This window comes from Pseudomonas matsuisoli (assembly GCF_014647635.1).
In the GTDB taxonomy this organism is placed as follows: domain Bacteria; phylum Pseudomonadota; class Gammaproteobacteria; order Pseudomonadales; family Pseudomonadaceae; genus Pseudomonas_P; species Pseudomonas_P matsuisoli.
This window is the reverse complement of the sequence record NZ_BMPO01000006.1, coordinates 175,987-200,178: the sequence shown is the minus strand read 5'-3', so window position 1 is coordinate 200,178 and position 24,192 is coordinate 175,987. Positions and strand designations below refer to the sequence as shown.

Genomic DNA, 24,192 nt, shown 5'->3' with positions numbered 1-24,192 from the left:
TTTATTCCGACGTGCCCCATCGCCGCTCAGAAAATACGCGATGCATTGATTGAGGCGAACGCGCCGCGGGTTACTTCCGGATGGGAATGTGCCCCTGCATATTCAGGCTTTTCAGGAAGTCGAAGTCGCATCCGTCTTCGGCCTGGGTCACGTGTTCCAGAAATAGCCGACGATAGCCCCGATCATCGCCTTCACGCGGTGGTTGAGGTTGGGCGGCAAGACGGCGCCGCGCCAATTCGTCGTCGCTCACCAACAGGTCCAGCGAACGCTCGCTCACGCTCAAGCGCAGGCGGTCGCCACTTTGTACCAAGCCCAAGGGACCGCCTTCGGCAGCCTCGGGCGTTACATGAAGAACGATGGTGCCGGCGGCCGTGCCACTCATTCTTCCGTCCGAGATGCGCACCATGTCCTTCACACCCGCTCGTGCGAGCTTGCGCGGAATCGGAATGTAGCCAGCCTCCGGCATGCCGGGTGCGCCTTTGGGGCCAATGTTCTTCAGCACGAGCACGTCATCCGCGTTCACGTCCAGATCGGGGGAGTCGATGCGCTGCGCCAGATCCTCCAAGCCATCGAATACAACCACGCGGCCCTCATGCTCCATAAGTTCGGGATTGGCGGCAGACTGTTTGATGATGGCGCCATTCGGCGCAATGTTGCCGCGTAGGAACGCAATACCACCTTGTGGGTAAATAGGATCGTTCAGCGGACGGACGACTTCCTGCGGAAACGCTGCGATCGAATCCAGCTCTTCGCCAAGGGTGCGGCCAGTCACGGTTAGTGTATCCAGGTGCAGGAAGGGGCGTAGCTCGCGCAACACCGGTGCGAGACCGCCGGCCTTGTGCAGGTCCTCCATGTAATGGCTGCCGGACGGCTTTAGATTGACCAGCACAGGGATGTGGCGCCCAAGTTCGTCGATGCGCTCCATTTCAAGTCGAATCCCACAGCGCCCCGCGATGGCGGCAAGGTGGATGATCCCGTTGGTCGAGCCGCCGATGGCGAGCAGCACCATGAGCGCGTTTTCAAAGGCCTTCTCGGTAAGAATGCGGTCCGGGGTCATGCCGGCTTCAATCATTTTGACGGCCAGGGATCCGGTGCGCTCGGCAATGCGAATGCGGTCGGCGGTGACCGCCGGTGCAGTAGCGCCCCCGGGCAGCATGATGCCCAGGGCTTCGGCGATGCAGGCCATGGTGCTGGCCGTGCCCATGACGGAGCAGGTTCCCACGCTGGCGACGAGCTGGTCGTTGACCTCTGCAATTTCCTGATCGTCGATTTCCTCACCCCGGTACATGCCCCAGTAGCGGCGGCAATCGGTGCAGGCACCTACCCGGACGCCGCGATGCGATCCCGTGAGCATCGATCCCGTGACCAATTGGATGGCGGGCACGCCCGCGCTGGCGGCGCCCATTAATTGGGCTGGAACCGTTTTATCGCAGCCACCGATGAGCACGACCGAGTCGATAGGCAGTGCACGGATCATTTCCTCCGTGTCCATCGACATGAGGTTGCGCAGGAACATGCTGTTGGGATGAGCGAAGCTCTCGTGGATCGAAATGGTGGGGAAATCCACCGGCAGCCCGCCGGCCAGCATCACACCGCGTTTGACCGCTTCGATGAGTTGAGGGGCATTACCGTGACAGGGGTTGAAGCCGCTGCCGGTATTGGTGATGCCGACGATGGGCCGGGAAAGCGCATCGTCGGAATAGCCGGCGCCCTTTATGAAGGCTTTACGCAGGAACAGCGAGAACTCGGCATCACCGTAGTTCGTCAGGCCTTTGCGCATGCCTTGGGCCGCTTGGCGGGATGCCTTGTTTGCTTCATCAGAGTGAGACACGGACGTTACCTCTTGATTGTTGTTGTTCATGCCAGCGAGGCATTCGAGGAACGGTGAGGCGTGGCCTCAGCCGGAAGGGTCAGGCGCAGGGCCCGAACTGTCGCGCACGATCAGTTCGGTCGTAACACCGACAGGTGTCTGGTAAGTGTGGCCAGCCAGCGCATTCAGCAGATAGGTGCCAGCGTTGACGCCGATTTCATCGAGGGCCACGCGGATGGTCGTCAGGGGTGGAGACAGATGGCGGGCGTAGTCGAAATCATTGAAACCCACCACCGAGACGTCTTCTGGCACTCGAATACCGAGTCGTTTGGCGGCGAGTAAGGCGCCGAACGCCAGCAGATCATTGGCGCAGATGACCGCAGTGGGGCGGGTTTGTGCGGTCATCAAGCGTTCCATCGCAGCGATGCCGTCTTCCAGCGTCAGGTGCGTTTCCAGGCACCAGTGCGCCGGAATGTCGAGTCCAGCTTCGGCCAGGCGCTGTCGTGTGCCGCGTAGACGATCGCCGACGCGGTCATTGAAGTAAGGCTCGTTGAGCATGATGGCGAAGCGCTGGTGGCCTAACGTCAGCAAGTGATCGGCCATCTGCCAGGCGACGCCTGCGTTATCGAAGCCAACGCTGGGATGGGCATCGTCCTGGGTCCAGGCCTGTACGCAGGGAACGCCTTTGTTCTCGATCATGTGCCACATCTTCGCGTCATGGGTCCGGCCGACGACCATCAAAGCATCCACGCCGTGCTCGAGCATGGTTTGTACTTCCTTGAGTTCGGTCTGCTCGTCAAACCCGAAGCTTGCAACCAAAAGCGTGTAACCCGCCTCGTGCACGGTCCGTTGGAACGCGGCGAGTGGGCGCGAGAAGGTCTCGGTGGCGAGGGTGGGAACAACGGCGCCGATTGTCATGCTGCGCCGGGAGGACAAGGTGCGTGCGGCAGCGTTGAGGACATATCCCAAATCGCTACAGGCACGTTGAACGGCCTGCCGCTTGTCGTCTCGAACCGTGGCGCTGCCATTGAGTACACGCGACACCGTCGCGGTGGATACACCGGCGAGTCGGGCCACATCCCGCAGGCCAGTGCGGGAAAGCAGGGGGGATTGCGTAACGTCTGTTTCGTTCATGAAGGTCGTCGGTCGCAGTGATTCGAGAAAATCGGTTGACATAAATATCAACGCTATCTAGGTTTTGTAAACGGTTACATAACGCCTCTTAGCAAATGTAACCGGTTACAGGCGGTTGTAAAGATGTTTCCTTCGATTTGCTTGTCTGGATTGCTTCATGCACAGAAGGCTCCCGCCGCCAATAGGCGTCACGCCTGAAAACAGCCTCATAACAAGGAAAAAAGCATGGCCATCATCCGCTCCATCTCTGTATGCGCCGCTCGCGTGCCACTGGATCGCGTCACGTCCTTTTCCAACCGAACCGTTCATGCCCGCGACTATGGGCTGGTCAAGGTCACTTCCGAAGACGGTATTACCGGCATCGGCTTCTGCTACGTCGGCAGCGCCGGTGGCGAGTTGCTGCCAGTCGCGGTAGAAAAACTGCTGGCTCCGGTGTTGCTGGGGCGCGATTCGCTGGACGTCGAGGCGCTGTGGCATGAGATGTACCAGGAAGCGCTGCTCCAGGGACGCGCCGGTGTCGTCATGCGGGCCATCAGCATTCTTGATACTGCACTTTGGGACCTGAATGCCCGCAGCGCAGGGTTGCCCCTGCATAAATATTTGGGTGCGGCGTCCGCAGATCGCGTGCTTGGCTATGCCAGTGGCGGCTATTACTTGGACGGCAAAACCCCAGCGTTGCTGGGTGAAGAAATGGCGCACTACGTCTCGCTCGGCTTCAAGGCCGTGAAGATGAAGACCGGACGCCTTTCCCCTAAGGAAGAAGAGGCCCGTGTAGCCGCCGCGCGTGAGGCTATCGGCCCCGATATCGAACTCATGCTTGACGTGAACAATGGCTGGAGCGACGTCACCGAAGCGTTGCAATACGTCCGTCGTTTCGAACGGTACAACCCCGCCTTCGTGGAGGAGCCGTTCCTCGTCGATGACATCGACAGTCACGCACGGCTGGCGCGGTCCACCCCCGTTCCGATCGCCACGGGTGAAGTTGAGGTCGGGCGCTGGCGCCACAAGGAGCTGCTCGACAAGGGCGGTGCGGCCATTCTGCAAACCGATGCGGTGGTGTGTGGCGGCATTACCGAGTGGCGTCGTATCGCCGCAATGGCCGCGGGTTATGGTGTCCCTATGTACCCGCACTGGTTCCATGACGTTCATGCCCCGCTGGTCGCCGCCACGCCGAACGCACGCTATGTCGAGTTTTTCTGGGATGACCAGGTGCTCAACTTCCGCCGTCTGATCGATCGTCAGCTCGAACAGGAAGACGGCTACATCAAGCTCCACCGTCACCCTGGCCTTGGGTTCGACTTCGATGAGAAAGCGGTAGAGCGCTACTCGATCAATGGGCAGTCGCCGTGGCGTCTCTTGGAGGGCACTCGCTAGAGACGTCCCGTCTACCGCCGTGGTGCCAAAACCTGGCACCACGGCGTGCTGCAACTGCCGTGCGTGTGCCTCGGCAGGCTGCACCGAACAAGAATAACCAAACAAGAAAAACCGGAGTCAGCGAAATGAAGACCAACAAAAAGATGTTCGCTACCATCCTGACCGCTGCAATAGCGTCTGCTTTTTCCTATGCCGCTCAAGCAGAATACGTCGCCGGCGACGATGTCACCGTGCTCCAGGGCTTCAAGGCAGGAGGCGGTAGTGATGTCCTGGCGCAGCTCGCACAGCCCTACCTGACCAAAAAGCTCGGCGTCAATTTCGTCAACGAATACATTCCCGGCGCCACGGGCGCCATCGCCTGGACGCGTCTAGCGCGGCAGTCGAAAAAAGACGGCACGATTATCAGCATTACCAACACACCCATGCTGATGACCAACTACATCATGAACGACGCGATCACCTACAACATCAAGGACCTGACGCCGATCGCCAATGTCGTCACCGATCCCGGTATCGCCGTGGTCGCCAAGGACAGCCCCTACAACACCATCGAAGACCTCTTCGCAGCCGCCAAGCAAAAGCCTGGGCGGGTGACGGTCGGCAACTCGGGCGTGGGCGGGGACGACTACTTCACGACATTGCTGGTCGAGCGGGCATCCGGGCTCTCCTTTCAGAAAGTGCCATTCCAGGGCGACGGGCCCTCCGCAACCGCAGCCATGGGCAACAAGATCGATGTCAGCTTCAACAACGTGGGCACCGTCTACAGCCAGATCAAGAGCGGCAATCTGAAAGCGCTTGCGGTGTTCTCCGAACAACGAGTCGAAGATCTCCCGGATGTGCCCACGCTCAAAGAGAAGGGCATCGACGTGGTGGCCGGCTCCTCGCGCGGCTACAGCGCCCCTGCGGGGATTCCCGAGGAAGCGCGCAAACAACTCATTGCCGCTTTCGAGTCTTTGAAAACCGACCAGGCATTTCTCGCCGATGCCAAGAAGCGTGCGCTGAACATCGACATCGTGACGGGTGACGATTACGCGAAGATGTTCCAGGACATGGAAACGGAATTCCAGGGTATTTGGGACGATGTCTCCGCCAAGCAATAAGCCATCCGCCGATTGCGCCTGGGGGCATTCATGAACAAGAACAGACTCATTCTCGGCTTCTTCGGTATCGCCGTCGCCATCGTGTTCTTCGTCGATGCGTTGCAGTACCCGGAGGCTGCCGCACAGATGCCGTTGATCTACTCCGTTCTGGTCGCACTGCTGTCGCTTGCGATGGTGGGTACGGAGTTGTTTGGTCGACGACGCACTACGGCAGAGGTCGGTAATGGCAGCGAGCTGCCGCAGGAAGCGCCGATCAAGCCGCGCTACCTCGCCACGGCCGTGGTGTTCCTGCTCGCCGTGGCGTACATGGCCGCGCTCAATACGTTGGGTTATCTGCTGTCCAGCGTGCTCTTCATGGCGGCAGCCTTGTTGGTGATCCGCACCGTCTCGCTGCGGTTTGCGGTGATCGGGGCGGCGGTCTTGATCGCCGTGGTGTGCCTGGTCTTCATCACGTTCCTGGGCTTGCCCGTACCGATGCTGCCGCCTGCGATCTCCTGATCGCACCCACTCACTTTTCGACGAGGGACTCCCTGTGGATACGTCGATCGTCATGACGGGTCTGACCAACGTCTTCACCTTCTACAACATCGCCGCCATCCTGGGCGGCACGCTGCTGGGTATCTTCGTAGGTGCCATGCCCGGTCTTTCGGCCACCATGGCGCTGGCGTTGCTACTCCCACTGACGTTCAGCATGGATACGGCCACGGGCCTGAGCATGCTGGCCTCGCTGTATGTCGGCGCGTCGTACGGCGGCTCGATCGCGGCAATCCTGCTGCGCACGCCGGGCACGCCTTCGGCGGCCGCAACGGTGCTCGACGGCTTTCCCATGTCCCAGCAGGGGCAGGCGGGCAAGGCGCTCGGTATCTCGCTGTTCGCCTCGTTCATCGGCGGCTCTATCAGCGGTTTCGCGCTGTTGTTGGCGGCGCCGCTGCTGGGCAGCATCGTGGTTGAGTTCGGCCCGATCGAACTGTTCGCCATCGCCGTACTCGGTATCACCATCATCGGTTCGCTCGCCCAAGGCTCGGTGGTCAATGGCCTGTTCTCCGGGATGATCGGCCTGCTGGTCAGTACGGTCGGCATGGACCTCACGACGGGGACGCCACGCATGGCGTTCGACAACATCAACCTGTTTTCGGGGATCAGTTTCACCGTCGCACTGATCGGTCTGTTCTCGATTCCGCAGGCATTGTCACTCGTGGAGAATTCGAACGCGCCCGCCAAGGTCGCCAGTCGGATCACTGATCGGTTGATTCCAAAATGGGGAGAGCTTAAAGCGCTGATGCCGAACATCCTTCGTTCGAGCGGGATTGGCGTAATCGTGGGCTTGATCCCAGGGACCGGCGGCGACACCGCCAGCTGGTTCGCCTACAACGAAGCCAAGCGCTTTGCTAAAGATAAAAGTCGTTTCGGCAATGGCGATCCCGCCGGTGTCGCAGCGCCAGAGTCTGCCAACAACGCCGTGGTTGGTGGGGCGCTCATTCCCACGATCGCGCTGGGCATTCCCGGCAGTTCGGCCACCGCGATCCTGCTCGGCGCGCTGATGGTGCAGGGCATCCTTCCCGGGCCCAACCTGTTGATCGACTATGGCGACGTGACCTATACCCTGATCTGGGCGGTGGTGTTCGCCAACCTGGGATTGCTGGTCGTCGGGCTCATGTTCACCAAGGCCAGCGTAATGGTCACGCGCATCCCGGACGGCTTCATTGCCTGCGCGATCATCGCCTTGTGCATCATCGGCGCCTACGCCATCAACAACAGCCTGTTCGAAGTCGGGCTCATGCTGGGTTTCGGCCTGTTCGGCTACTGGTTGAGCAAGGCCGGCGTGTCCCCCGCGCCGATGGTCATTGGCTTGATTCTCGGGCCGGTCATGGAGAACAGCTTCCAGCAGTCGATGCTGATTGGTGGTGGCGAATACAGCATCTTTCTTTCCAGCCCGATCGCAGTTGTGCTACTGGGTATCGCGGTGCTGTCGATCCTTCAGGCCACACCGTTCTTTCGCTGGGTGCTCGCGCCGTTCCGGCGGCGTTCCCAGATGGCATGACATGGCAAGACAATCGGCAGTGCGTAGCTGCCCCTAACAATGACAATTAAAAGGAAATAAGGATGAGTCTTCCCTCTGGTCGCGTTTGGTCCCCCGTCATCACACCGTTTACCAGTGCGCTTACGCCCGATCCTGAGCGGTTCGTCACCCAATGCCGATGGTTGATCGACAACGACGTGGGGCTTGCCGTATTCGGCACCAACTCCGAAGCCAACTCGTTGTCGGTAGACGAGAAAATCGCTCTTCTGGATGCGCTCGTGGAAGGTGGTATCCCTGCGGATCGCATGATGCCGGGCACCGGAGCCTGCGCGTTGCCAGACGCAGTCGCGCTTACCCGTCATGCAGTGGCGAAGGGTGTAGAGGGTGTGCTCATGCTGCCACCGTTCTACTACAAGGGTGTCTCGGAAGAGGGGCTGTACCGTTATTACAGCGAAGTGATTGAGCAGGTCGACGACCGTCGTCTACGGATTTACGTCTACCATATTCCGCAGGTGTCACAAGTGCCGCTGACGCTTGCCTTGATCGAGCGCCTGATCAAGGCCTATCCGCAGCACATCGTAGGCGTCAAGGATAGCTCAGGCGACTGGAGCAATACCTACGCGATGATCGAGCAGTTTGCCGGTGACGGCTTCCAGGTCTACGCCGGCAGCGAGCATTTCTTGCTGCAGACCTTGCGTGCGGGTGGTGCTGGGTGCATCAGTGCGACGGCCAACGTCAATCCACGGCCAATCGCCGCGCTCGCAAAAGCCTGGCAGGGCGCCGATGCCGACGAGCAGCAGGCGGCGCTGACGCATACACGTTCGATTTTCGAGCGCTTCCCGATGATTCCGGCACTCAAGGCCGCAGCCGCGCGTTACAGCGGGGCCGAAGACTGGGCGCAAGTCCGTCCGCCGTTGGTGGCGTTGAGTGGGGAACAGCGTAAGGCGCTCCATGCCGAACTGGACGCTGTCAGTTTCGACATGCCGGGTCTCAAGCACGGCTGACCGGGAGAGGGTGATGGAGCGAAAACGCGTCGTCGCGCTACGACGACTGAAAGCGCCGCAACTGGCCCGGCTGCGTGAGGCATTCGATGTCGACTATTTCGATGTGCCCGAGCATCACCCCGTCGAGGTTGCCAATAGTTTGTCCCGCGCGCACGGATTGATCGGGGGCAAACTGCATGTCACCACGGCGCTGCTCGACGCGGCGCCGTTTCTCGAAGCCGTCTCCACCATCTCGGTGGGCTACGACAATCTGCCGGTGGCCGAACTCTCTCGTCGCAAGATTTTGCTGACCAATACTCCGGATGTACTCACTGAGACCACGGCGGATACGGGCTTTTTGCTCCTGATGGCCAGTGCGCGGCGCGCGATCGAACTTGCCAACATGGTGCGTGAAGGCCGCTGGAACGAGCACATCGGCGAACCCTGGTTCGGCCGCAATGTGCACGGAAAGACCCTCGGCCTCGTCGGCTTTGGCCGTATTGGTCAGGCCGTGGCGCGGCGTGCATTCGGGTTCGGTATGTCGGTGTTGTACAGCAATGCCTCCCCAAAGCCTGCGCTCGAAAGCCAATGGGGCGTCAGGCGATGCAGTCTGGACGCCTTGTTGGCAGAGTCGGATTTCGTATGTCTGACCGTGCCGCTCACGCCCGAGACGACGCATCTGATCGGTTACGACCAGTGCCGATCGATGAAGCGATCCGCCTTTCTCGTGAACATTGCCCGTGGCCATATCGTCGATGAAGCTGGGTTGATCCGTGCCTTGGACGAGGGGCTGATCGCCGGTGCCGGGCTGGATGTTTTCGAGCAGGAGCCCGTGTCGCCGGAGTCACCGCTGTTGCGAATGGACAATGTCGTAACGCTGCCTCATGTCGGTTCCGCTACGCATGAGACCCGCGAAGCCATGGCCGATTGTGCCGTAGAGAACCTGTGCCAGGCCCTGCATGGTAAGCGCCCGCGGGATTTGGTAAATCCCGACGCTTGGGTGCTGCGCCACGGTGCGGCCCCGGCAGAGGAGGGCGTGCACGATGCGCGATAGCGACTCCCGACGCCTGGCATCGATCCTCAACCTGCACGACCTCGACCGCGCGGCGAAACGACACCTCCCCAGACCGATCTACGGGTATATCGCCAACTCGGCCGAGGATGGGCATACCGCACGGGCCAATCGCAGCGCGTTCGATGACTATGCCTTTCTGCCTCGGGCGCTGGTGGACGTGTCCAGTATCTGCTTGGAAACGGAGCTGTTCGGCCAACGCTACGCCTTGCCTATTGGCATTGCGCCGATGGGCATCAGCGCGCTGTCGGCGTACCGGGGTGATCTGGTTCAGGCGCAGGCAGCTGCCGAGGCGGGCATTCCGATGATCCTCAGCGGTAGCTCACTCATCCGCATGGAGGAGGTGCTCGGCCATGGCCGAACGGATTGGTTCCAGGCCTATCTTCCCGGGGATCACGAGGGCATCGAGGCGCTGATTGCACGGGTGCGCCAAGCCGGCTTCGACAAGCTCGTGATCACCGTCGACTATCCCGTTCCACCGAACAGCGACAACAACGTGCGTTCCGGCTTTTACTCACCCCTACGGCCGAACGCACGGCTGATGTTCGATGGGCTGATCAGGCCGCGCTGGCTGTTCGGTACTTTCTTGCGCACGTTGCTCAACCACGGCATGCCGCATTTCGAGAACAATTACGCCACACGCGGCATCGCGGTGATTTCCCGGGACGTCAAACGCGATTTCTCCGGTCGAAGCCATTTGACCTGGCAGCACCTGGAGCGGGTACGCGCGCTCTGGCCGGGGAAGCTGATCGTGAAGGGGATTCTCCACCCCGACGATGCGCGCCGGGCTCAGGCCTGTGGCGCCGATGGCGTAATCGTTTCGAACCACGGCGGCCGACAGCTAAACGGGGCGGTCTCTTCGCTTCACGCACTGCCGGCGGTACTGAAAGCGGTCGGCGACTTGCCCGTGATGGTGGACAGTGGATTCCGTCGTGGGACCGATGTGATCAAAGCACTAGCCCTAGGCGCGCGGCTGGTATTCATCGGCCGACCCCTCAATTATGCCGCCGCCTATGCTGGCCAGGCCGGCGTCGCGCATGCGATCGGCTTGCTCGCGGGTGAGCTTCGGCGTGATATGGCACTACTGGGCGCAACCTGCCTGGATCAATTGGATGAGCATTGCCTGGTACGTAATACCGGCCGCGGCGGATAGTGGCGCGCTCTCTGATCGTGTCGGGAGCATCGCGTGATTGAGCCGAGCCTCGCTACAATGGCGCACCCCTTTATTGGTGCTTCCCATGTCAGAGCCGATTCGCCTCTCCAAACGCCTCATCGAACTCACCGGCTGCTCGCGCCGCGAGGCAGAGCTTTATATCGAGGGCGGTTGGGTGACGGTAGACGGTGCCGTCGTGGACGAGCCGCAGTTCAAGGTCGATACGCATGCGGTCGCGTTGTTGCCCGGCGCCAGCGCGACACCGTTGGCGCCTGCCACGCTGCTGCTGAATATGCCGGCTGGCAGCGATGATCATCCGGAAACGCTACGGGCGTTACTGAGCACGGCCACGCACTGGGCCGAGGACCCCGCCGAGACGCGCGTACTGAAGGGGCATTTCGTGCGGCTTTCCCCAGGTTTGTCTTTGCAGAAGGGGGCAGGTGGGTTGGCCATCTTCACCCAGGACTGGCGCACATTGCGCAAGATCACCGCGGACGGTTACCGGCTCGAGCAGGAGTACGTTGCGGAAGTGAGCGGCCAAATGCATGAGGACGGGTTAGAGCGGCTCAAGCGTGGACACAGTTGGAAAGGGCAACCGATTCCGCCGTGCAAGGTCAGCTGGCAGAACGAGACCCGCCTGCGCTTTGCGCTGAAGAACCCCGCACTCGACGCGGTTCAAACAATGTGTGCAAGTGTTGGGTTAAAGGTCGAATCGATGAAGCGTCTGCGGGTGGGCGGTGTTTCCATTGGCAAAGTGCCGGAGGGGCAGTGGCGTTATGCCGGTGCCACAGATCGTTTCTAATGTCGTGCTGACGCTTATGCTTCAATCCCATTCGCGCGGAGCTGGCAGGGCCGGCTTTTGCGCCTTTTGCACGGTTGGCAGCTGAACTGCCAAGGCTATTCATGCGTACCAACGATCAGACCTCCACGCTGTTCTCCGATTTCGATCTGGCCCCATGGCTTGCCGACCGCCTAAGAGCATTCGATGCCGAGATCGAGCGTTTCGAGCCCGAGCGAGTGCTGCATAGCGCGCTGGACGTACTCACCGGTTATCTGGTGGAGCGTTATCGTGTCGAGCCGCTCGTTGCGGAGCTCGACGCCTGGAGCGCCGACGCTGAAGAGGACTATCCGGATCTCGAAGCCGATGAAGACGGCCATCTGGCGCATCGTCTGAGTGTCCGGGTCGCCTACAGTGGCGACGAGACCTTGTTCGGTGCCGCGGTCGGAAGTACGCCTTTCGCCCAGGCCGCCGTGCGTATCGAATCCCGTTTTCTGGTGCTGGGATTTCGTATCAAGCAGGGGCAAGAGCAGCACGCACGTGCATTGGTCGAGCAAGCGTTGCGAGCGCTCGGGCGCAGCCTGGATGAGATCGGTCGGCAGGTCACCGCCTATAACGATGGGCTCGTGGAACGCGCCGCTGCACGTGTGGGTGCCCGGCAACAGGCCCTCCAGGCGCATCGGGCATTGTTGACCGCACTCGGCGTTTCGATGAGTCCGCGCGAACCTTCGGACGAGCCAGACCATGAACGGGTACGCGCGGAGCTACCACCGCTTTCGCGAGAGACGCCTGCGTCCGACGCCGCACTTCCTCTCTCGGTCGATGCCCGCAAGCGGATCGTCGAGATGCTAAGGTCTGCCAGTGCAGGGCTTTGCCACAGCCCTGATATGTTCGCTGTGATGACCGAGCCGAGCTTGCGCGACTATCACGTGCTGCGGTTGAACGCGTGCTTGCAAGCACCGGGTACCGGCGACGCGTTCGTGGCTCGCGGCAGCCAGGATTTTTCACTGCAGATCGAGGGGCACGCGTCGCTCTGGGGGCGTTGTGTTTTCTGGCGTGGTGACCCGTTTTTCCAGGACGAACTGAACGCGCTGTTGTCGGCAGAGCCCGGTGCAGCGAGCGAAAGGCTAATGCTGGTATTCGCCCCGTATCGGCGTCGCGCGGCGACGTTGACGGCAATCTCCGCCAGTCTGTCGGCAAGCGCGTCGTTTTCGGGCGATGTGGATGACGCGTTGGGCGGCGATCTCTGCGTACGGCTCAAACAGGGTGGAAATGAAGTCGGCTTGACGCTGTTGGTCGTCGAGACGCCGGCGGGCAGTGGGGCGAAGGCAATACGACAGCCCCGGCGTGCCGCTACGACAGGCCGGGATCAGATGGGCTTTGGCTTCTGAAGGCCGTCCAGGTCAGTCGGGTTGGACCTGAAACTTACCGGCGCGGTAGTCGGCAATCGCCTGGTGAATCTCGGTCGTCGTGTTCATGACAAAGGGGCCGTGAGCCACGACCGGTTCGTCGATCGGGTCCGCGTGACCGAACAGCAGCACGCTGTCTTCATTCGCGACCAGCTCGACGGCATCACCCTTTTCGCCGAACTCAGCGAGCTGAAATGCCAAGAGCGACCCGTCGCCGACCTGGACATCGCCGCGGACGACGTACAGAAAGACCACACGGCCGGTCAGCCCGTCGAGTCGAACGCGTCCACCCGCGTTAAGGGTTATCGAACTCATGAACGCGCCAGTCAGCGACTCGACCGGGCCTGTGGTCTCCGCAAGCCTACCGGCGATAAGGCTGATTTCGCCCATGCCGTCCGTGGTAGGCAATACCGGGATGGCGTCACGTTGCACGCCGACATAGCGCGGTGTAGTCATCTTCAGCTTCGCGGGCAGGTTCAGCCAGAGTTGCAGGATCTCTAGTGCGCCACCTTGCTGTTTGAATGATTCGGGCGATAGCTCGGAGTGAATCAGCCCGCTGCCGGCGGTCATCCACTGAATGCCGCCTGCATGGATGACGCTTTCATGGCCACCTGTGTCGGCATGGGCCAAATCGCCTTCGAGAATGAAGGTGACCGTTTCGAAACCGCGATGCGGATGGGGTCCGAACGGCAAACCGGCGTTATGTGGCGGATAGGTCTGCGGGCCGTGATGATTGAGAAACAGAAAAGGATTGAGGTGCTCCAGCGTCGGGCCCGGGACAGGACGGCGCGTGGTGAGATCGGCAATGTCGTCACGCTGGGCCGGGTGGCTGCGGACGAGCGAGCGAAGGGACATGGCTACCTCCGTGAATCAAAGAAGGCGCTCGTTTTACCATCGTTCTTCAGGGGGCACTAATCGAGGGTTTAGATGCTAGGGTCTGTTGCCGTTTCGGCGCGGCCGCGACGGTGCCTGTTTTTGCGCGAGGCTAGGCGCGAACCGCAGGGTTTGGCGGGCCAAATCCAAGGTGAGCAACAACGCCGCGCGCAAAAACTGGCCCGTCCCTGCGGGTTGCGCGGGAAATGGCCTCCGCCGTCGTTGCAGGATTTGGTAAGGGAGCGACACGGCCAGTCTGGTCATTACCTGCATCCTGCGCCTAGCCGGAGGCCATTTCTCGCGGCAACGCGGCTCGCGACGAAACGGCAACAGACCCTCGTGATCGAAGTGGCTTGAGACGACGATGGCTTTAGGTGTGCGGTCTTGTCGTGCTTCAAGCTCGATCCCAGTAGGGGCGGGTTTACCCGCGATAGCGATGTCCGTTGCAAAGAATAGCGACGTCCCCGCCGCTGTATTCGCGGGTAAACCCGCCCCTACAAGAGCTTGTTGAGCTGGAAATCTATCGAAGATGAAATGAGAGGTGATGCAGGAGCCAGCCGGGCTGCGATCAGCTTGCTGGCGATCAGCGATTTCGATGTCGTACGCCAAAGCGATCGCCAGCAAGCTGGCTCCTACAGGTATTGCCGTTTTCTCAATGCTCCTGCCCGCAACACTCACCCCAGCCGCGTTTCTTCGAGGTATGCCCAATACCGGGGTTGAAGGTGTTGGTCGGGTCTAGTTCGCGGTAGAACCCAGCCAACGCTGGCTTGGCGATGTAGAGGTGCCCCACGTTGTGCTCGGCCGGGTACTCCGCACGTCGACCGTCCAGCAGCGTCCACATGCGATGCTCCATGTCCATTGGGTCTACGCCTTTCTTGACGATGTAGTCCTGGTGGAAGACATGACAGAAGAAGTGGCCGTAGTAGAGCTTGTGGATGATGTCGCGCTCCATTTCGTCTGGCAGCGTTTCGACCCAGTCACGGTCGTTCCGGCGTAGGGCGATGTCCAGCGCAACGATGTCTTCCACGCTGCTGCGATGGGCTTCTCGATAACGAATGGCGGCGCCAGCGATGGCGAAGCGGTGCAGGAACGCCTTGCGTCCTTCGTCTGCATCGCACTCGAAGAATGCGCCCGATGTCCGGTTAGAAAAATACGTCTCGAGAAACGCACGGGTTGCGTCGAGCGTGTCGTTCGATACCCGCAGCAGCAAGTGATGCTCGTAGTGCTCGCGGTAATCACGGATGCGTTTGGGCAGGTGGCTGGGGAGTACGTTCATCAGCGCCTGAATGACGCGGTCAGTCACCCCACGCATGCCGCACCGCTCGAAGAAGGCGTCCACGTGGCTTTTTATGTCGAACGCCTTGGGGACTTGCGCGGTGCCGAGCTTGTCGATGAGCAGGAAGGTGTCCTTGCCGTATTTCTCGCCGATATCGAACGCCGTGCGGTGAATGTATTCCCCCGCGATGGGTAGGCGCGGCAGCTTGGCGAGCAAGTGGCGGCGGACTTCGGTGAGATCGTTCGGATCGTTGCTGCCGATGTAGAAGACGGTGCTCGGCTCCTTGGGAAAGGTATCCAGGCGCACCGCGAAGAGGCACAGCTTGCCGGCAGAGCCGGAGGCTTCGAACAGGCGTGACGGGTCCGCATTGAAGCGCGCCGGCGTGTCGGCATCGACATCCCTGACGTGGTCGCTGTAGCGATCATCGGACGCCTTGCCCGCGTTTTCGTTAAGGACGTGCTCGGGTCGGTAATCACCGTTTTGCAGGCGGGACAGTATCTCTTCGGGCGTATCCCCCAACTCGATCCCAAGGTGATTGACGAGTTCGAGCGTGCCGTCCTCACGGACTTGCGCATACAGCGCAAGCTCGGTGTAAGCGGGCCCGCGTCTTACCAGTGCGCCCCCGGAGTTATTGCAGACGCCCCCCAGTACCGAGGCACCAATACAGGAAGAACCGATGACCGAATGAGGCTCACGGCCAAGTGGCGCAAGGGTTTGCTCGAGGCGATCCAGGGTGGCGCCCGGCAGGCAAACCACCTGATTGCCTTCGTTCACCAGCTGGACGCCGACCAGGCGCCGCGTGCTGAGAAGAACGACCTCGCGATCATAATCGTTGCCGTTCGGTGTAGAGCCGCCGGTCAGACCCGTGTTTGCCGCCTGCATGATGACGATGCGATCCGCTGCGACAGCAGCACTCAATACTTGCCATTGCTCCAGCAATGTACCGGGCATGACGACCGCCAGCACGTTGCCTTCCCCGGTGCGATGGCCTTTGCGGTAGCGGCGAGTGGCTTGTTCGTCGGTGAGTACGTGTGCGCTGCCCACTACATCGGTCAACTGTTTAAGCAGGGTCTCGCGCGTTGTATTGCCCGTGTTCTTCATGTTCAGCACTCGTTGAGCAGGTCGAAAAGGAGGGATTTATTCTTGGAGCTACTTTTCGTCAAATAGGGCGAACGCTGATGCCGGCGCCTATCTGCTGCAGGCGATTATTAACGTGATCCGCCTCGGTTGCGAGGGGGATGCATAGGTTGCGGGTGATCAGCTGGATGAGTGTGCAGCCGATTTCCGGGATAGCACACTGTTGTAGGAGCGAGCTTGCTCGCGAATGCGGTGGCGCGCTCAGCACCGTCTTCGCGGGCGAAACCGCTTTCGCGAGCAAGCTCGCTCCTACAGGAGGCCGCGGGCGTAGCTGTTGCTGCGTGTCTGCCTTGCTTGAGAAAAACACCTGCAGAATCGGGTATCCAAAACATGGCCATACGGCCACATAAAATATTTGTTACCTCGTATTCGCCGCGTCCATAACCCACTAAGATGCGCGCGGGCTGCCGACCGGCAGCGAAAGGATGCCTTTCTACGTAGGGAAACGTATATGTCCGATCCAACTTACAGTCTCGTCTTCAGTGGCGAGATCGCCGACGGCTTCGACCGTGACCAGGTCAAGCAGGATTTCGCTCGCTTGTTCAAGCTGGGCGCCGAGCGTCTGGAGCAGCTGTTCAACGCGCCGCGTACCGTCATCAAGCGTGGGCTGACGCTAGAAGATGCCGAGCGCTATCTCGACAAGTTGAATGTGCTGGGCGCGCGAGTGCAGCTGGAGCCTAGTGAAACGGCTCGTCCGTTTGCACTGGAGCTCGTCGCCAAGGACGTTGAGGAAGTACCCGCCGCGCAACTTGCCCCGGCAGCCCCGATCCAGATACCCCCGCGCACGATGCCACGCGATGAGCCGAAGCGTCGCTCGGTAGGCTTTGAGTTCACCGGCAGCGGTGGTGAGTTTTTCCGCATCTGGATCGTCAACCTGCTGCTGACCATCGTCACGCTTGGCATCTATTCAGCCTGGGCGAAAGTGCGGACGCTGCGCTATTTCTATGGCAATACACGGTTGGACGAAAACAGTTTCGAGTATCTCGCCAAGCCGATGCAGATATTGAAAGGGCGCATCATCGCGGTCGTACTGTTGATCCTGTACAGCGTCATCGGCACGCTTTGGCCGCTGTTTGGCATGTTCAGCGGTTTGCTGGTGGCGATCGCGACGCCTTGGTTGATCGTACGCGGGCTCAGCTTTCATCTACATAACAGTGCCTGGCGCGGTGTGCGGTTTGGTTTCGATGGAAAGGTCGGGTCCGCCGCCTGGGCATTCATTGGCTGGCCCCTATTGGCGTTGTTGACCTTGGGGTTGTTGTTCCCTTTGTCACTCCAGCGCCAACAGCGGTTTTTGATCGAACACAGCCGCTATGGCGCGACGCAATTCGGCTTCACTGCCGGCCCAGGCGTGTTCTACGCGGTGGCCGGTATCGGTTTGCTGGTCACGTTCGGCGGCTTCGGCCTGGCGTATTTCGTAGGCAAAATGATCGGCCATTTTGTCGTGCCGATGATGCTCGCCTATTTGGCAACCTTCGTTTACTTCCGGGTCGCATTGATCAATGTGGCCTATTCGTCCTCTACGCTTGGGCCGCATCGTCTCAACGCACGGTATGCCTATGGCTCCTACGCAGCGTTGGTCGTGACCAACGGCCTCGCGCTGTTGTGCACCCTAGGCTTGTTCTACCCGTGGGCGCGAGTGCGCACGGCGTGTTATGCGGCGGAGCACGTCGCCATGAACGTCTCTGGTGACCTGGACGGATTCGTCGCCGATCAGCGCAACAGCGCCACCGCGACGGGGGGTGAGGTCGCCGAGTTCTTCAGCGTGGACCTCGGGCTGTGAACTCGCCTGTACCCGGTTTCTACTGCGCCGCAGGCAGCTCGCATCGTCAGCATGCCCGCCTGCATGTCAGTGAGCTCGGGCTCGAGATCCGCGCGGGCGACGAGTCGTCGCTCGCCGGTCCCGCCGCGGTTGCCGATGTGGAGATCTCCTCGCGCATCGGCAACACTCCCCGCTTCCTGCGGTTCACTAACGGCGGCAGTTTCGAAACGGGTGACAACGAGGCTATCGATGCTGTTCTGAATACCAACCACCCTCGACATGGGCTGCTCCATCGCCTGGAATCCCACTGGCGTTATGTCGTGCTTGGCTTGTTGGTAACGGTGCTGTTCGCCTGGGGTGGTGTTCGCTACGGCGTACCCGCGGTCGCCGAGGCATTAGCGTTCACGCTGCCGGAGAGTGTCAGTCGCAAGGTCGGCGATGGCGCTCTGGCGGTAATGGATCAGGGGTTGCTGGGCCCGAGTACGTTGCCGGCTGGGCGGCAGGCCGAGCTGCAGCTCGTTCTGATGGACTTCGCCAAGCGCGTGGACCCGGGGCTGGACGTGCAGGTGGTGTTTCGCGATACCGCGAAAACCATAGGCCCCAATGCATTGGCCTTGCCCTCCGGGACCATCGTCTTCACTGATCAACTGGTCCAACTCGCGCCGAACGATGAGGAACTGCTCGCCGTCATGGCGCACGAAATGGGCCACTTGGATCGCCGGCACGCGCTGCGTCGGCTCATCCAGAGCTCGGCGCTCGGCATCCTCGCGATGGCCTTGGTGGGCGATGTTTCGTCCGTGTCGTCGCTGGTGACTGCGGTGCCGGTCATCCTCACCGAGCTGGGCTATTCCCGTGCCTTTGAATACGAAGCTGACCGCTACGCTGCGGAGGCGCTGGTGAAAACCGGCATTCCGGTGTCACGTTTGACGGCCATGCTCGAACGGCTGGAGCAGACCCACTGCGATGCGGCTGACGATGCCTGTTCGCAAGATGACTGGCGCAGCTACGTCTCCACCCACCCTGGCAGTGTGGAGCGGGCCAGGGCCATTCAGGACCGTTAAAGGCGGCTGTACGAACGGGGGCAATACGCCGACGGAAGCGAAGCGTGCCGATGGCAATTGGGCGTCAGCTTCTTTAAAGTTGCGCGCCCGTGAAATGGATCCCGGGCGTTTTTTATGGAGTTTCAAGTGAAAAGCATCAGCAAGGCGATCGCCACAGCAGCACTCGGACTGGTTCTGGCAGGTTGCACCGGTACCCCGATGAAAACCCAGCAGTACGACAGCAGCCAGTACACCGTTATCGGTCACAGTGAAGGGAAGGCCACTGGCCTGTTGCTTTTCGGATTCATCCCGATCAAGCAGAACGACCGCTTTGTACGTGCACAGAACGCGGCCATCAAGGCCAAGGGCGGCGACGCGCTGATCAATACCCAGGTTCAGGAAAACTGGTTCTGGGCGTACGTTCTGACCGGCTATAAAACTACGGTCTCTGGCGACGTCATCAAGGTGAACCGATAAGCGCGCCGCGTCGCGCTATCGAGATAACCTCGGTTGAAGAGAAAAGCCCGGCTCGCCGGGCTTTTTTGTGCCCGTGTCGGGCAGATGGTTGATGAGTCCGGCAACCTAGCGCGTTGCAGGGGAAAGGTTGTCGTCCGCGTACGTCTCCGCCCGTGCAGTCACGTCGCTACCGTCCCAGCATTCCACATTTTTTAGATCCGGCATGTCGTCACGGTGAAAGACCGGTTCTTCGCCTCTGCGCCGTTGCTCGAGATAGTGCGTCAGTAAGCGTGATACGGTACGGGCTAGGGGAAGGACAGCGATCAAGTTGGTGAGCGCCAGCAGTGGCATGAAGACATCCGCCATGGACCACACCACTGAAACCTTGACCACCGCCCCAAGCAATACGAACGCGACGACCAACAGTCGAAAGGCCAACAGCAGCCAAGCCTTGTCGCCGAACATGTACTGGATGTTCGATTCGCCGTAATAGTAGTTACCGACGACCGAGGTAAAGGCGAAGAGCAGGATGGCGAGCGCCAGGTAGTGCACGGCCCAGCCACCGAGTTGTTCGGCCAGCGCCCATTGGGTGAGGCTTGCACCGAGCGTGCCGTCGCCGTAGGCATGGGTCGGGTCGGCGAGCAGGATGATGATTGCCGTCATGCTGCAGATCACCAGGGTGTCGAAGTACACCCCCAGCGCTTGCACGAGGCCCTGTTTGACGGGATGGGAGACCGACGCGGTAGCACTCGCGTTAGGGACCGATCCCATTCCAGCCTCGTTAGAAAACAAACCGCGGCGCACACCCATGGAGATTGCCGCGCCCAGGCCGCCACCGGCGATTTCCTTCATGCCGAACGCGTGGGCGAAGATGTCGGCGAAGACGCCGGGCACGCGATCGATGTTCATGATGATCACGACTGCGCCGATGCCCAGGTACATCAAGGCCATCGCTGGAACCACGGTCACCGACACCTTGGAAATGGTCTGTACACCGCCAAAGATGATGACGCCGGTGAGCGTGGCGAGCACGATCCCAACGCCCCAGCTGAGCGCCGCGCTGCCCTCGGTGCCGCCGAACGAGGTTTGCAGTGCGTCGACAATGGAGTTGGCCTGGACCGAGTTGAACACCAAGCCGTAGGTGATGCTGATCATCACGGCAAAGATGATCGCAAGCCAGCGCCAGCCCAGCGCCCGTTGAATGTAGTATGCCGGCCCGCCGTGATAGCGGTAATGCGCATCGGATTTATACAGCTGGCCAAGCGTGGACTCCGCGAATGCCGTGGCCCCGCCCACGAGCGCGACGACCCACATCCAGAACACCGCGCCCGGCCCGCCCAGCGCGATAGCGGTCGCGACCCCCGCGATGTTTCCAGTGCCGACCCGTGCTGCGGCCGAAATCGTGAACGCCTTGAACGACGAAATGGATTCCTTGCTGCCATGGTTGCGTTCGGTGATGACGCGGATCATTTCCGGAATCATCCGGATCTGTACGCCGCGGCAAACGAAGGTGAGGTACACGCCGCTCAGCAGCAGTAGCGGTATGGCGAGATACGTCCATAGCCAGCCAGAAAACAGGTCGAGAAGTTCGGACACAGGCTTCTTCCAAATTGTCGTGAATGAGGTCCCTAAACGAATGGGACCGCGCAGTTCTGCTTACGCGCAGCACGGGCGACAAGCGGAGCGAAGCGGCAACGCCGGCTGTCCACGCCCGTCATTAATTCGCGCGCGATCCGGGCTGCGCCCGTAGCACACTGTTCGAAGGCGGCAATTATCTTATCAATCGCCTACCCGTTGGACGATTGCGTAACGAAGCGGTCCCATGACGAGAGCCGCGATTTCGATCGCTGGACCTTTCACGTGTGTTCGCCGGCGAATGGCGCGTCGGCCATAGGATTTCCACCCGTTCCAAGGAGCGTCGGACGATGCGATTCAATAAGAAAATACTAGGCGTGATGTGCGCGTTTGGCCTGTCGGCGGGGCAGCTGCCTGCGCAAGCAGCTGGGTGGTGCGAATCCGGCAAACCGGTCAACTTCGCCGGCTTGAACTGGGAAAGCGGCATGCTGCTCACCGAGGTGCTGGAAACGGTGCTCAAGGAAGGTTATGGCTGCAAGACCGATGCGTTGCCTGGCAATTCGATCACGCTTGAACAGGCGCTCTCGAACAATGACATTCAGATTTTCGCCGAGGAGTGGATCGGACGCAGCGATGCCTGGAACAAGGCCGCCGAGGCAGGGAAGGTCGTTGGCGTCGGGGCACCGATCACTGGCGCCGTCGAAGGCTGGTACGTGCCGCGCTACCTCATCGAAGGTGCGGACGCCAAGGCGCCAAAGCTGAAGACCGTCGCTGATTTACGTCAGTACGCCGAACTGTTTCGCGACCCGGAAGAACCCTCCAAAGGGCGCTTCTACAACTGCCCAGCGGGTTGGACCTGCGAGCTCGAAAACAGCGAAATGTTGAAGCGGTACGACCTCGAAGGCAGCTTCACCAACTTCCGCCCCGGTACCGGCCCCGCGCTGGACGCCGCCATTCAATCGAGCTACCGCCGTAAAGAGCCCATCGTTTTTTACTACTGGTCGCCCACGCCGCTGATCGGGCAGATGGACCTGGTCAAGCTCGAGGAGCCAGGCGTGGACAAGCGCATTCAGATTCAGGTCGGGCTATCGAAGGCGTTCCACGAGGGTGCCCCGGAACTGGTGGAGGTGCTGGAGAAGGTCAATTTCCCGATCGACCTGCTGAACGAAAACCTCGCCCGCATGGCGAAAGAGCGCGCGGACTCGAGCGAGCTGGCGCAAGCCTTTCTCAAGGCGCACCCGGAGGTATGGCACGCCTGGGTCAGTGCCGAGGCCGCGAAGAAGATCGAAGCGTCGCTGTAGGTCAATTGGTCTTCCATTAAGAGCCATCACCGTTTCACCGATACATGGTTTGGAACGGGCTCATCGCTTTGGTAGGGCGGGTGCAACCCGCGTGGGTGCGGTACCAAATACCGCGGGTTGCACCCGCCCTACCAAAGCCGCGCGTATGAGCACGGTGTGCTCCCATCAATACGTTATCCAGAGAATCATCGATGTTTCCCGAGCGCCTAACCTTTTCCATCGCCGACGCCGTCAACGCCTGGGTCGACGCGCTGGTCACTCATTACGGCGATCTGTTTCGGCAGTTCTCGGACGCCGTGCTGTCGATCATCGTTGCCTTGGAAGGTGCATTACGCGGTGCACCCTGGTGGCTGGTGCTGATCGTCATCGTGGCGATCGCCTGGCACGCCACTCGGCGTGTCGTGCCGACCATCGTGATTGGCGCTTTGCTGTTTCTCGTGGGCGTCATGGGGCTTTGGGACAAGATGATGCAGACGCTGGCGCTCATGCTGGTGGCAACGTCCATCTCGGTGCTGATCGGCGTGCCGCTGGGCATCCTGTCTGCCCGCAGCGACCGCTTGCGCGCGGTGCTGACGCCCTTGCTGGACATCATGCAAACGATGCCGAGTTTCGTTTATCTGATCCCAGTGTTGATGCTGTTCGGGCTGGGCAAGGTCCCGGCAATTCTGGCCACCGTCATCTATGCAGTACCGCCGCTCATTCGTTTGACCGATCTGGGCATTCGCCAGGTTGACCGTGAAGTGATGGAGGCCGTGACCGCGTTTGGCGCCAGTCGCTGGCAGAAGTTGCTCGGTGTGCAGCTGCCGTTAGCGTTGCCGAGCATCATGGCGGGCGTCAACCAGACGACCATGATGGCGTTGTCGATGGTCGTCATCGCCTCGATGATCGGAGCACGGGGATTGGGCGAGGAGGTGCTCATCGGTATTCAGACGCTGGACGTTGGCCGTGGCCTCCAGGCGGGGCTTGCGATCGTGATACTCGCTGTCGTATTCGACCGCATCATCCAGGCGTATGGTCGTCCACGCCAGGAGGTGCGCTCATGAGCCGGGTCGAGGTCGAACGCGTCTACAAGATCTTCGGACGACGTGCCGATGAAGCGATGAAGTTGCTGCAGGAGGGCCGGAGTAAGGCTGATGTTCTGGCCTCCACGGGGTGCGTCGTTGGGGTGAACGATCTGTCCCTGCGCATCGAGGCAGGGGAGATCTTCGTCATCATGGGGCTGTCCGGCTCTGGCAAATCCACGCTGGTGCGTCATTTCAACCGGTTGATCGATCCCACCAGCGGGACGATTCGCGTGGATGGCCGCGACATCCTGCAATTCGATCGCAGAACGTTGCGGGACTTCCGGCGAAAGACCATTAGCATGGTGTTCCAAAGCTTCGGGTTGCTGCCCCACAAATCGGTGCTCGATAACGTGGCTTACGGCCTCAAGGTCCGTGGGGAGAACAGGGCCGACTGCCGCGAACGTGCCGTGCATTGGATCGAGGCTGTCGGGCTTACAGGGTTCGAACATGCCTATCCGCATCAGTTATCAGGCGGCATGCGTCAGCGGGTCGGTCTGGCGCGGGCGCTGGCAACGGATACCGACATCATTCTGATGGATGAGGCATTCAGCGCGCTGGACCCGCTGATTCGCGCCGAGATGCAGGATCAGCTATTGGCGCTACAGCAGCAGTTGCATAAGACAATCGTGTTCATCACGCACGATCTGGACGAAGCGATACGTCTGGGAAATCGCATCGCCATTTTGAAAGATGGTGAACTGGTTCAGGTGGGAACGCCCGACGACATCCTGCAAAATCCTGCGGATGACTATGTAGAGCGATTCGTACAGCGCAGGGCCAAGTAAAGTAACGAACGCGTAAGGCACGCGTACCGTCTAACGGGTTAGCAAAGCCTTGTAGGAGCCAGCTTGCTGGCGATCCGGAGCGACGCCGATCCA

Annotated in this window: 20 protein-coding genes; 15 read left to right on the top strand and 5 right to left on the bottom strand. The window is 60.6% G+C overall.

Annotation, left to right across the window (positions count from 1 at the left end):
• Positions 1-70 precede the first annotated feature (70 nt).
• Positions 71-1,831 carry an IlvD/Edd family dehydratase gene (locus IEY47_RS14230; RefSeq protein ID WP_229779441.1) on the bottom strand — a complete coding sequence of 587 codons (1,761 nt, stop codon included), beginning with the start codon at positions 1,829-1,831 and terminating at the stop codon, positions 71-73.
• Between the two features lie 66 nt (positions 1,832-1,897).
• Positions 1,898-2,944 carry a LacI family DNA-binding transcriptional regulator gene (locus IEY47_RS14225; RefSeq protein WP_188983917.1) on the bottom strand — a complete coding sequence of 349 codons (1,047 nt, stop codon included), beginning with the start codon at positions 2,942-2,944 and terminating at the stop codon, positions 1,898-1,900.
• A gap of 225 nt (positions 2,945-3,169) precedes the next feature.
• Between IEY47_RS14225 and IEY47_RS14220 the strand changes: the two genes are divergently transcribed.
• The 9 genes from IEY47_RS14220 to IEY47_RS14180 all read left to right on the top strand — a co-directional run bounded on the left by IEY47_RS14220 (position 3,170) and on the right by IEY47_RS14180 (position 12,815).
• On the top strand, positions 3,170-4,318 hold the full coding sequence (locus IEY47_RS14220) for a mandelate racemase/muconate lactonizing enzyme family protein (protein ID WP_188983916.1): 1,149 nt from the start codon (positions 3,170-3,172) through the stop codon (positions 4,316-4,318).
• Between the two features lie 125 nt (positions 4,319-4,443).
• On the top strand, positions 4,444-5,418 hold the full coding sequence (locus IEY47_RS14215) for a Bug family tripartite tricarboxylate transporter substrate binding protein (RefSeq protein WP_188983915.1): 975 nt from the start codon (positions 4,444-4,446) through the stop codon (positions 5,416-5,418).
• 30 nt (positions 5,419-5,448) lie between these two features.
• Positions 5,449-5,916, top strand: a complete 468-nt coding sequence (locus tag IEY47_RS14210; RefSeq protein ID WP_188983914.1) for a tripartite tricarboxylate transporter TctB family protein — start codon at positions 5,449-5,451, stop codon at positions 5,914-5,916.
• 34 nt (positions 5,917-5,950) lie between these two features.
• A complete protein-coding gene (locus IEY47_RS14205; RefSeq protein WP_229779440.1) occupies positions 5,951-7,459 on the top strand; it encodes a tripartite tricarboxylate transporter permease in 1,509 nt (502 codons plus the stop codon).
• A 62-nt stretch (positions 7,460-7,521) separates the two neighbouring features.
• The gene (locus IEY47_RS14200) at positions 7,522-8,442 is read left to right on the top strand and encodes a dihydrodipicolinate synthase family protein (RefSeq protein ID WP_188983913.1); all 921 of its coding nucleotides are present in this window, start codon (positions 7,522-7,524) and stop codon (positions 8,440-8,442) included.
• Between the two features lie 13 nt (positions 8,443-8,455).
• Positions 8,456-9,475, top strand: coding sequence for a 2-hydroxyacid dehydrogenase (locus IEY47_RS14195; protein ID WP_188983912.1), 1,020 nt, complete (start codon positions 8,456-8,458; stop codon positions 9,473-9,475).
• Positions 9,465-10,646, top strand: a complete 1,182-nt coding sequence (locus tag IEY47_RS14190; protein ID WP_188983911.1) for an alpha-hydroxy acid oxidase — start codon at positions 9,465-9,467, stop codon at positions 10,644-10,646. Before IEY47_RS14195 ends, IEY47_RS14190 begins: the two co-directional genes overlap by 11 nt.
• Before the next feature lie 85 nt (positions 10,647-10,731).
• Positions 10,732-11,448, top strand: a complete 717-nt coding sequence (locus IEY47_RS14185) for an rRNA pseudouridine synthase (protein WP_188983910.1) — start codon at positions 10,732-10,734, stop codon at positions 11,446-11,448.
• A 101-nt stretch (positions 11,449-11,549) separates the two neighbouring features.
• The gene (locus IEY47_RS14180; RefSeq protein ID WP_188983909.1) at positions 11,550-12,815 is read left to right on the top strand and encodes a hypothetical protein; all 1,266 of its coding nucleotides are present in this window, start codon (positions 11,550-11,552) and stop codon (positions 12,813-12,815) included.
• Between the two features lie 12 nt (positions 12,816-12,827).
• Here IEY47_RS14180 and IEY47_RS14175 read toward each other — a convergent pair whose 3' ends face one another.
• On the bottom strand, positions 12,828-13,688 hold the full coding sequence (locus IEY47_RS14175; protein ID WP_188983908.1) for a pirin family protein: 861 nt from the start codon (positions 13,686-13,688) through the stop codon (positions 12,828-12,830).
• A 670-nt stretch (positions 13,689-14,358) separates the two neighbouring features.
• Positions 14,359-16,083, bottom strand: a complete 1,725-nt coding sequence (gene dld / locus IEY47_RS14170) for a D-lactate dehydrogenase (protein ID WP_188983907.1) — start codon at positions 16,081-16,083, stop codon at positions 14,359-14,361.
• 487 nt (positions 16,084-16,570) lie between these two features.
• Here dld and IEY47_RS14165 point away from each other — a divergent pair, with 487 nt between their 5' ends.
• The 3 genes from IEY47_RS14165 to IEY47_RS14155 all read left to right on the top strand — a co-directional run bounded on the left by IEY47_RS14165 (position 16,571) and on the right by IEY47_RS14155 (position 19,395).
• Positions 16,571-17,899, top strand: a complete 1,329-nt coding sequence (locus IEY47_RS14165) for a YjgN family protein (protein WP_188983906.1) — start codon at positions 16,571-16,573, stop codon at positions 17,897-17,899.
• On the top strand, positions 17,896-18,939 hold the full coding sequence (locus tag IEY47_RS14160) for a M48 family metallopeptidase (protein WP_188983905.1): 1,044 nt from the start codon (positions 17,896-17,898) through the stop codon (positions 18,937-18,939). The genes IEY47_RS14165 and IEY47_RS14160 overlap by 4 nt, the downstream gene beginning before the upstream one ends.
• A gap of 126 nt (positions 18,940-19,065) precedes the next feature.
• Positions 19,066-19,395: a hypothetical protein gene (locus IEY47_RS14155; RefSeq protein ID WP_188983904.1), complete on the top strand. Its 330-nt coding sequence runs from the start codon at positions 19,066-19,068 to the stop codon at positions 19,393-19,395.
• Between the two features lie 105 nt (positions 19,396-19,500).
• Here the strand turns inward: IEY47_RS14155 and IEY47_RS14150 are convergent, their stop codons facing one another.
• Positions 19,501-20,970, bottom strand: coding sequence for an alanine/glycine:cation symporter family protein (locus IEY47_RS14150; protein WP_188983903.1), 1,470 nt, complete (start codon positions 20,968-20,970; stop codon positions 19,501-19,503).
• Positions 20,971-21,299: 329 nt separating this feature from the next.
• Between IEY47_RS14150 and IEY47_RS14145 the strand changes: the two genes are divergently transcribed.
• The 3 genes from IEY47_RS14145 (at position 21,300) to IEY47_RS14135 (ending at position 24,099) form a co-directional block, all read left to right on the top strand.
• Positions 21,300-22,250: an ABC transporter substrate-binding protein gene (locus tag IEY47_RS14145; RefSeq protein ID WP_188983902.1), complete on the top strand. Its 951-nt coding sequence runs from the start codon at positions 21,300-21,302 to the stop codon at positions 22,248-22,250.
• A gap of 191 nt (positions 22,251-22,441) precedes the next feature.
• The gene (locus IEY47_RS14140; RefSeq protein WP_188983901.1) at positions 22,442-23,293 is read left to right on the top strand and encodes an ABC transporter permease; all 852 of its coding nucleotides are present in this window, start codon (positions 22,442-22,444) and stop codon (positions 23,291-23,293) included.
• Positions 23,290-24,099 (top strand): quaternary amine ABC transporter ATP-binding protein, encoded by an 810-nt coding sequence (locus IEY47_RS14135; RefSeq protein WP_188983900.1) that lies wholly within the window; start codon positions 23,290-23,292, stop codon positions 24,097-24,099. The genes IEY47_RS14140 and IEY47_RS14135 overlap by 4 nt, the downstream gene beginning before the upstream one ends.
• The last annotated feature ends 93 nt before the right edge of the window (positions 24,100-24,192 follow it).

What these genes read in the sequence shown, in the direction of transcription:
- IEY47_RS14225 (WP_188983917.1), bottom strand. Translation starts at nt 2,944, where the DNA reads ATGAACGAAACAGACGTTACGCAATCCCCCCTGCTTTCCCGCACTGGC.
- IEY47_RS14220 (WP_188983916.1), top strand. Translation starts at nt 3,170, where the DNA reads ATGGCCATCATCCGCTCCATCTCTGTATGCGCCGCTCGCGTGCCACTG.
- IEY47_RS14215 (WP_188983915.1), top strand. Translation starts at nt 4,444, where the DNA reads ATGAAGACCAACAAAAAGATGTTCGCTACCATCCTGACCGCTGCAATA.
- IEY47_RS14210 (WP_188983914.1), top strand. Translation starts at nt 5,449, where the DNA reads ATGAACAAGAACAGACTCATTCTCGGCTTCTTCGGTATCGCCGTCGCC.
- IEY47_RS14200 (WP_188983913.1), top strand. Translation starts at nt 7,522, where the DNA reads ATGAGTCTTCCCTCTGGTCGCGTTTGGTCCCCCGTCATCACACCGTTT.
- IEY47_RS14195 (WP_188983912.1), top strand. Translation starts at nt 8,456, where the DNA reads ATGGAGCGAAAACGCGTCGTCGCGCTACGACGACTGAAAGCGCCGCAA.
- IEY47_RS14190 (WP_188983911.1), top strand. Translation starts at nt 9,465, where the DNA reads ATGCGCGATAGCGACTCCCGACGCCTGGCATCGATCCTCAACCTGCAC.
- IEY47_RS14185 (WP_188983910.1), top strand. Translation starts at nt 10,732, where the DNA reads ATGTCAGAGCCGATTCGCCTCTCCAAACGCCTCATCGAACTCACCGGC.
- IEY47_RS14180 (WP_188983909.1), top strand. Translation starts at nt 11,550, where the DNA reads ATGCGTACCAACGATCAGACCTCCACGCTGTTCTCCGATTTCGATCTG.
- IEY47_RS14175 (WP_188983908.1), bottom strand. Translation starts at nt 13,688, where the DNA reads ATGTCCCTTCGCTCGCTCGTCCGCAGCCACCCGGCCCAGCGTGACGAC.
- dld (WP_188983907.1), bottom strand. Translation starts at nt 16,083, where the DNA reads ATGAAGAACACGGGCAATACAACGCGCGAGACCCTGCTTAAACAGTTG.
- IEY47_RS14165 (WP_188983906.1), top strand. Translation starts at nt 16,571, where the DNA reads ATGTCCGATCCAACTTACAGTCTCGTCTTCAGTGGCGAGATCGCCGAC.
- IEY47_RS14145 (WP_188983902.1), top strand. Translation starts at nt 21,300, where the DNA reads ATGCGATTCAATAAGAAAATACTAGGCGTGATGTGCGCGTTTGGCCTG.
- IEY47_RS14140 (WP_188983901.1), top strand. Translation starts at nt 22,442, where the DNA reads ATGTTTCCCGAGCGCCTAACCTTTTCCATCGCCGACGCCGTCAACGCC.
- IEY47_RS14135 (WP_188983900.1), top strand. Translation starts at nt 23,290, where the DNA reads ATGAGCCGGGTCGAGGTCGAACGCGTCTACAAGATCTTCGGACGACGT.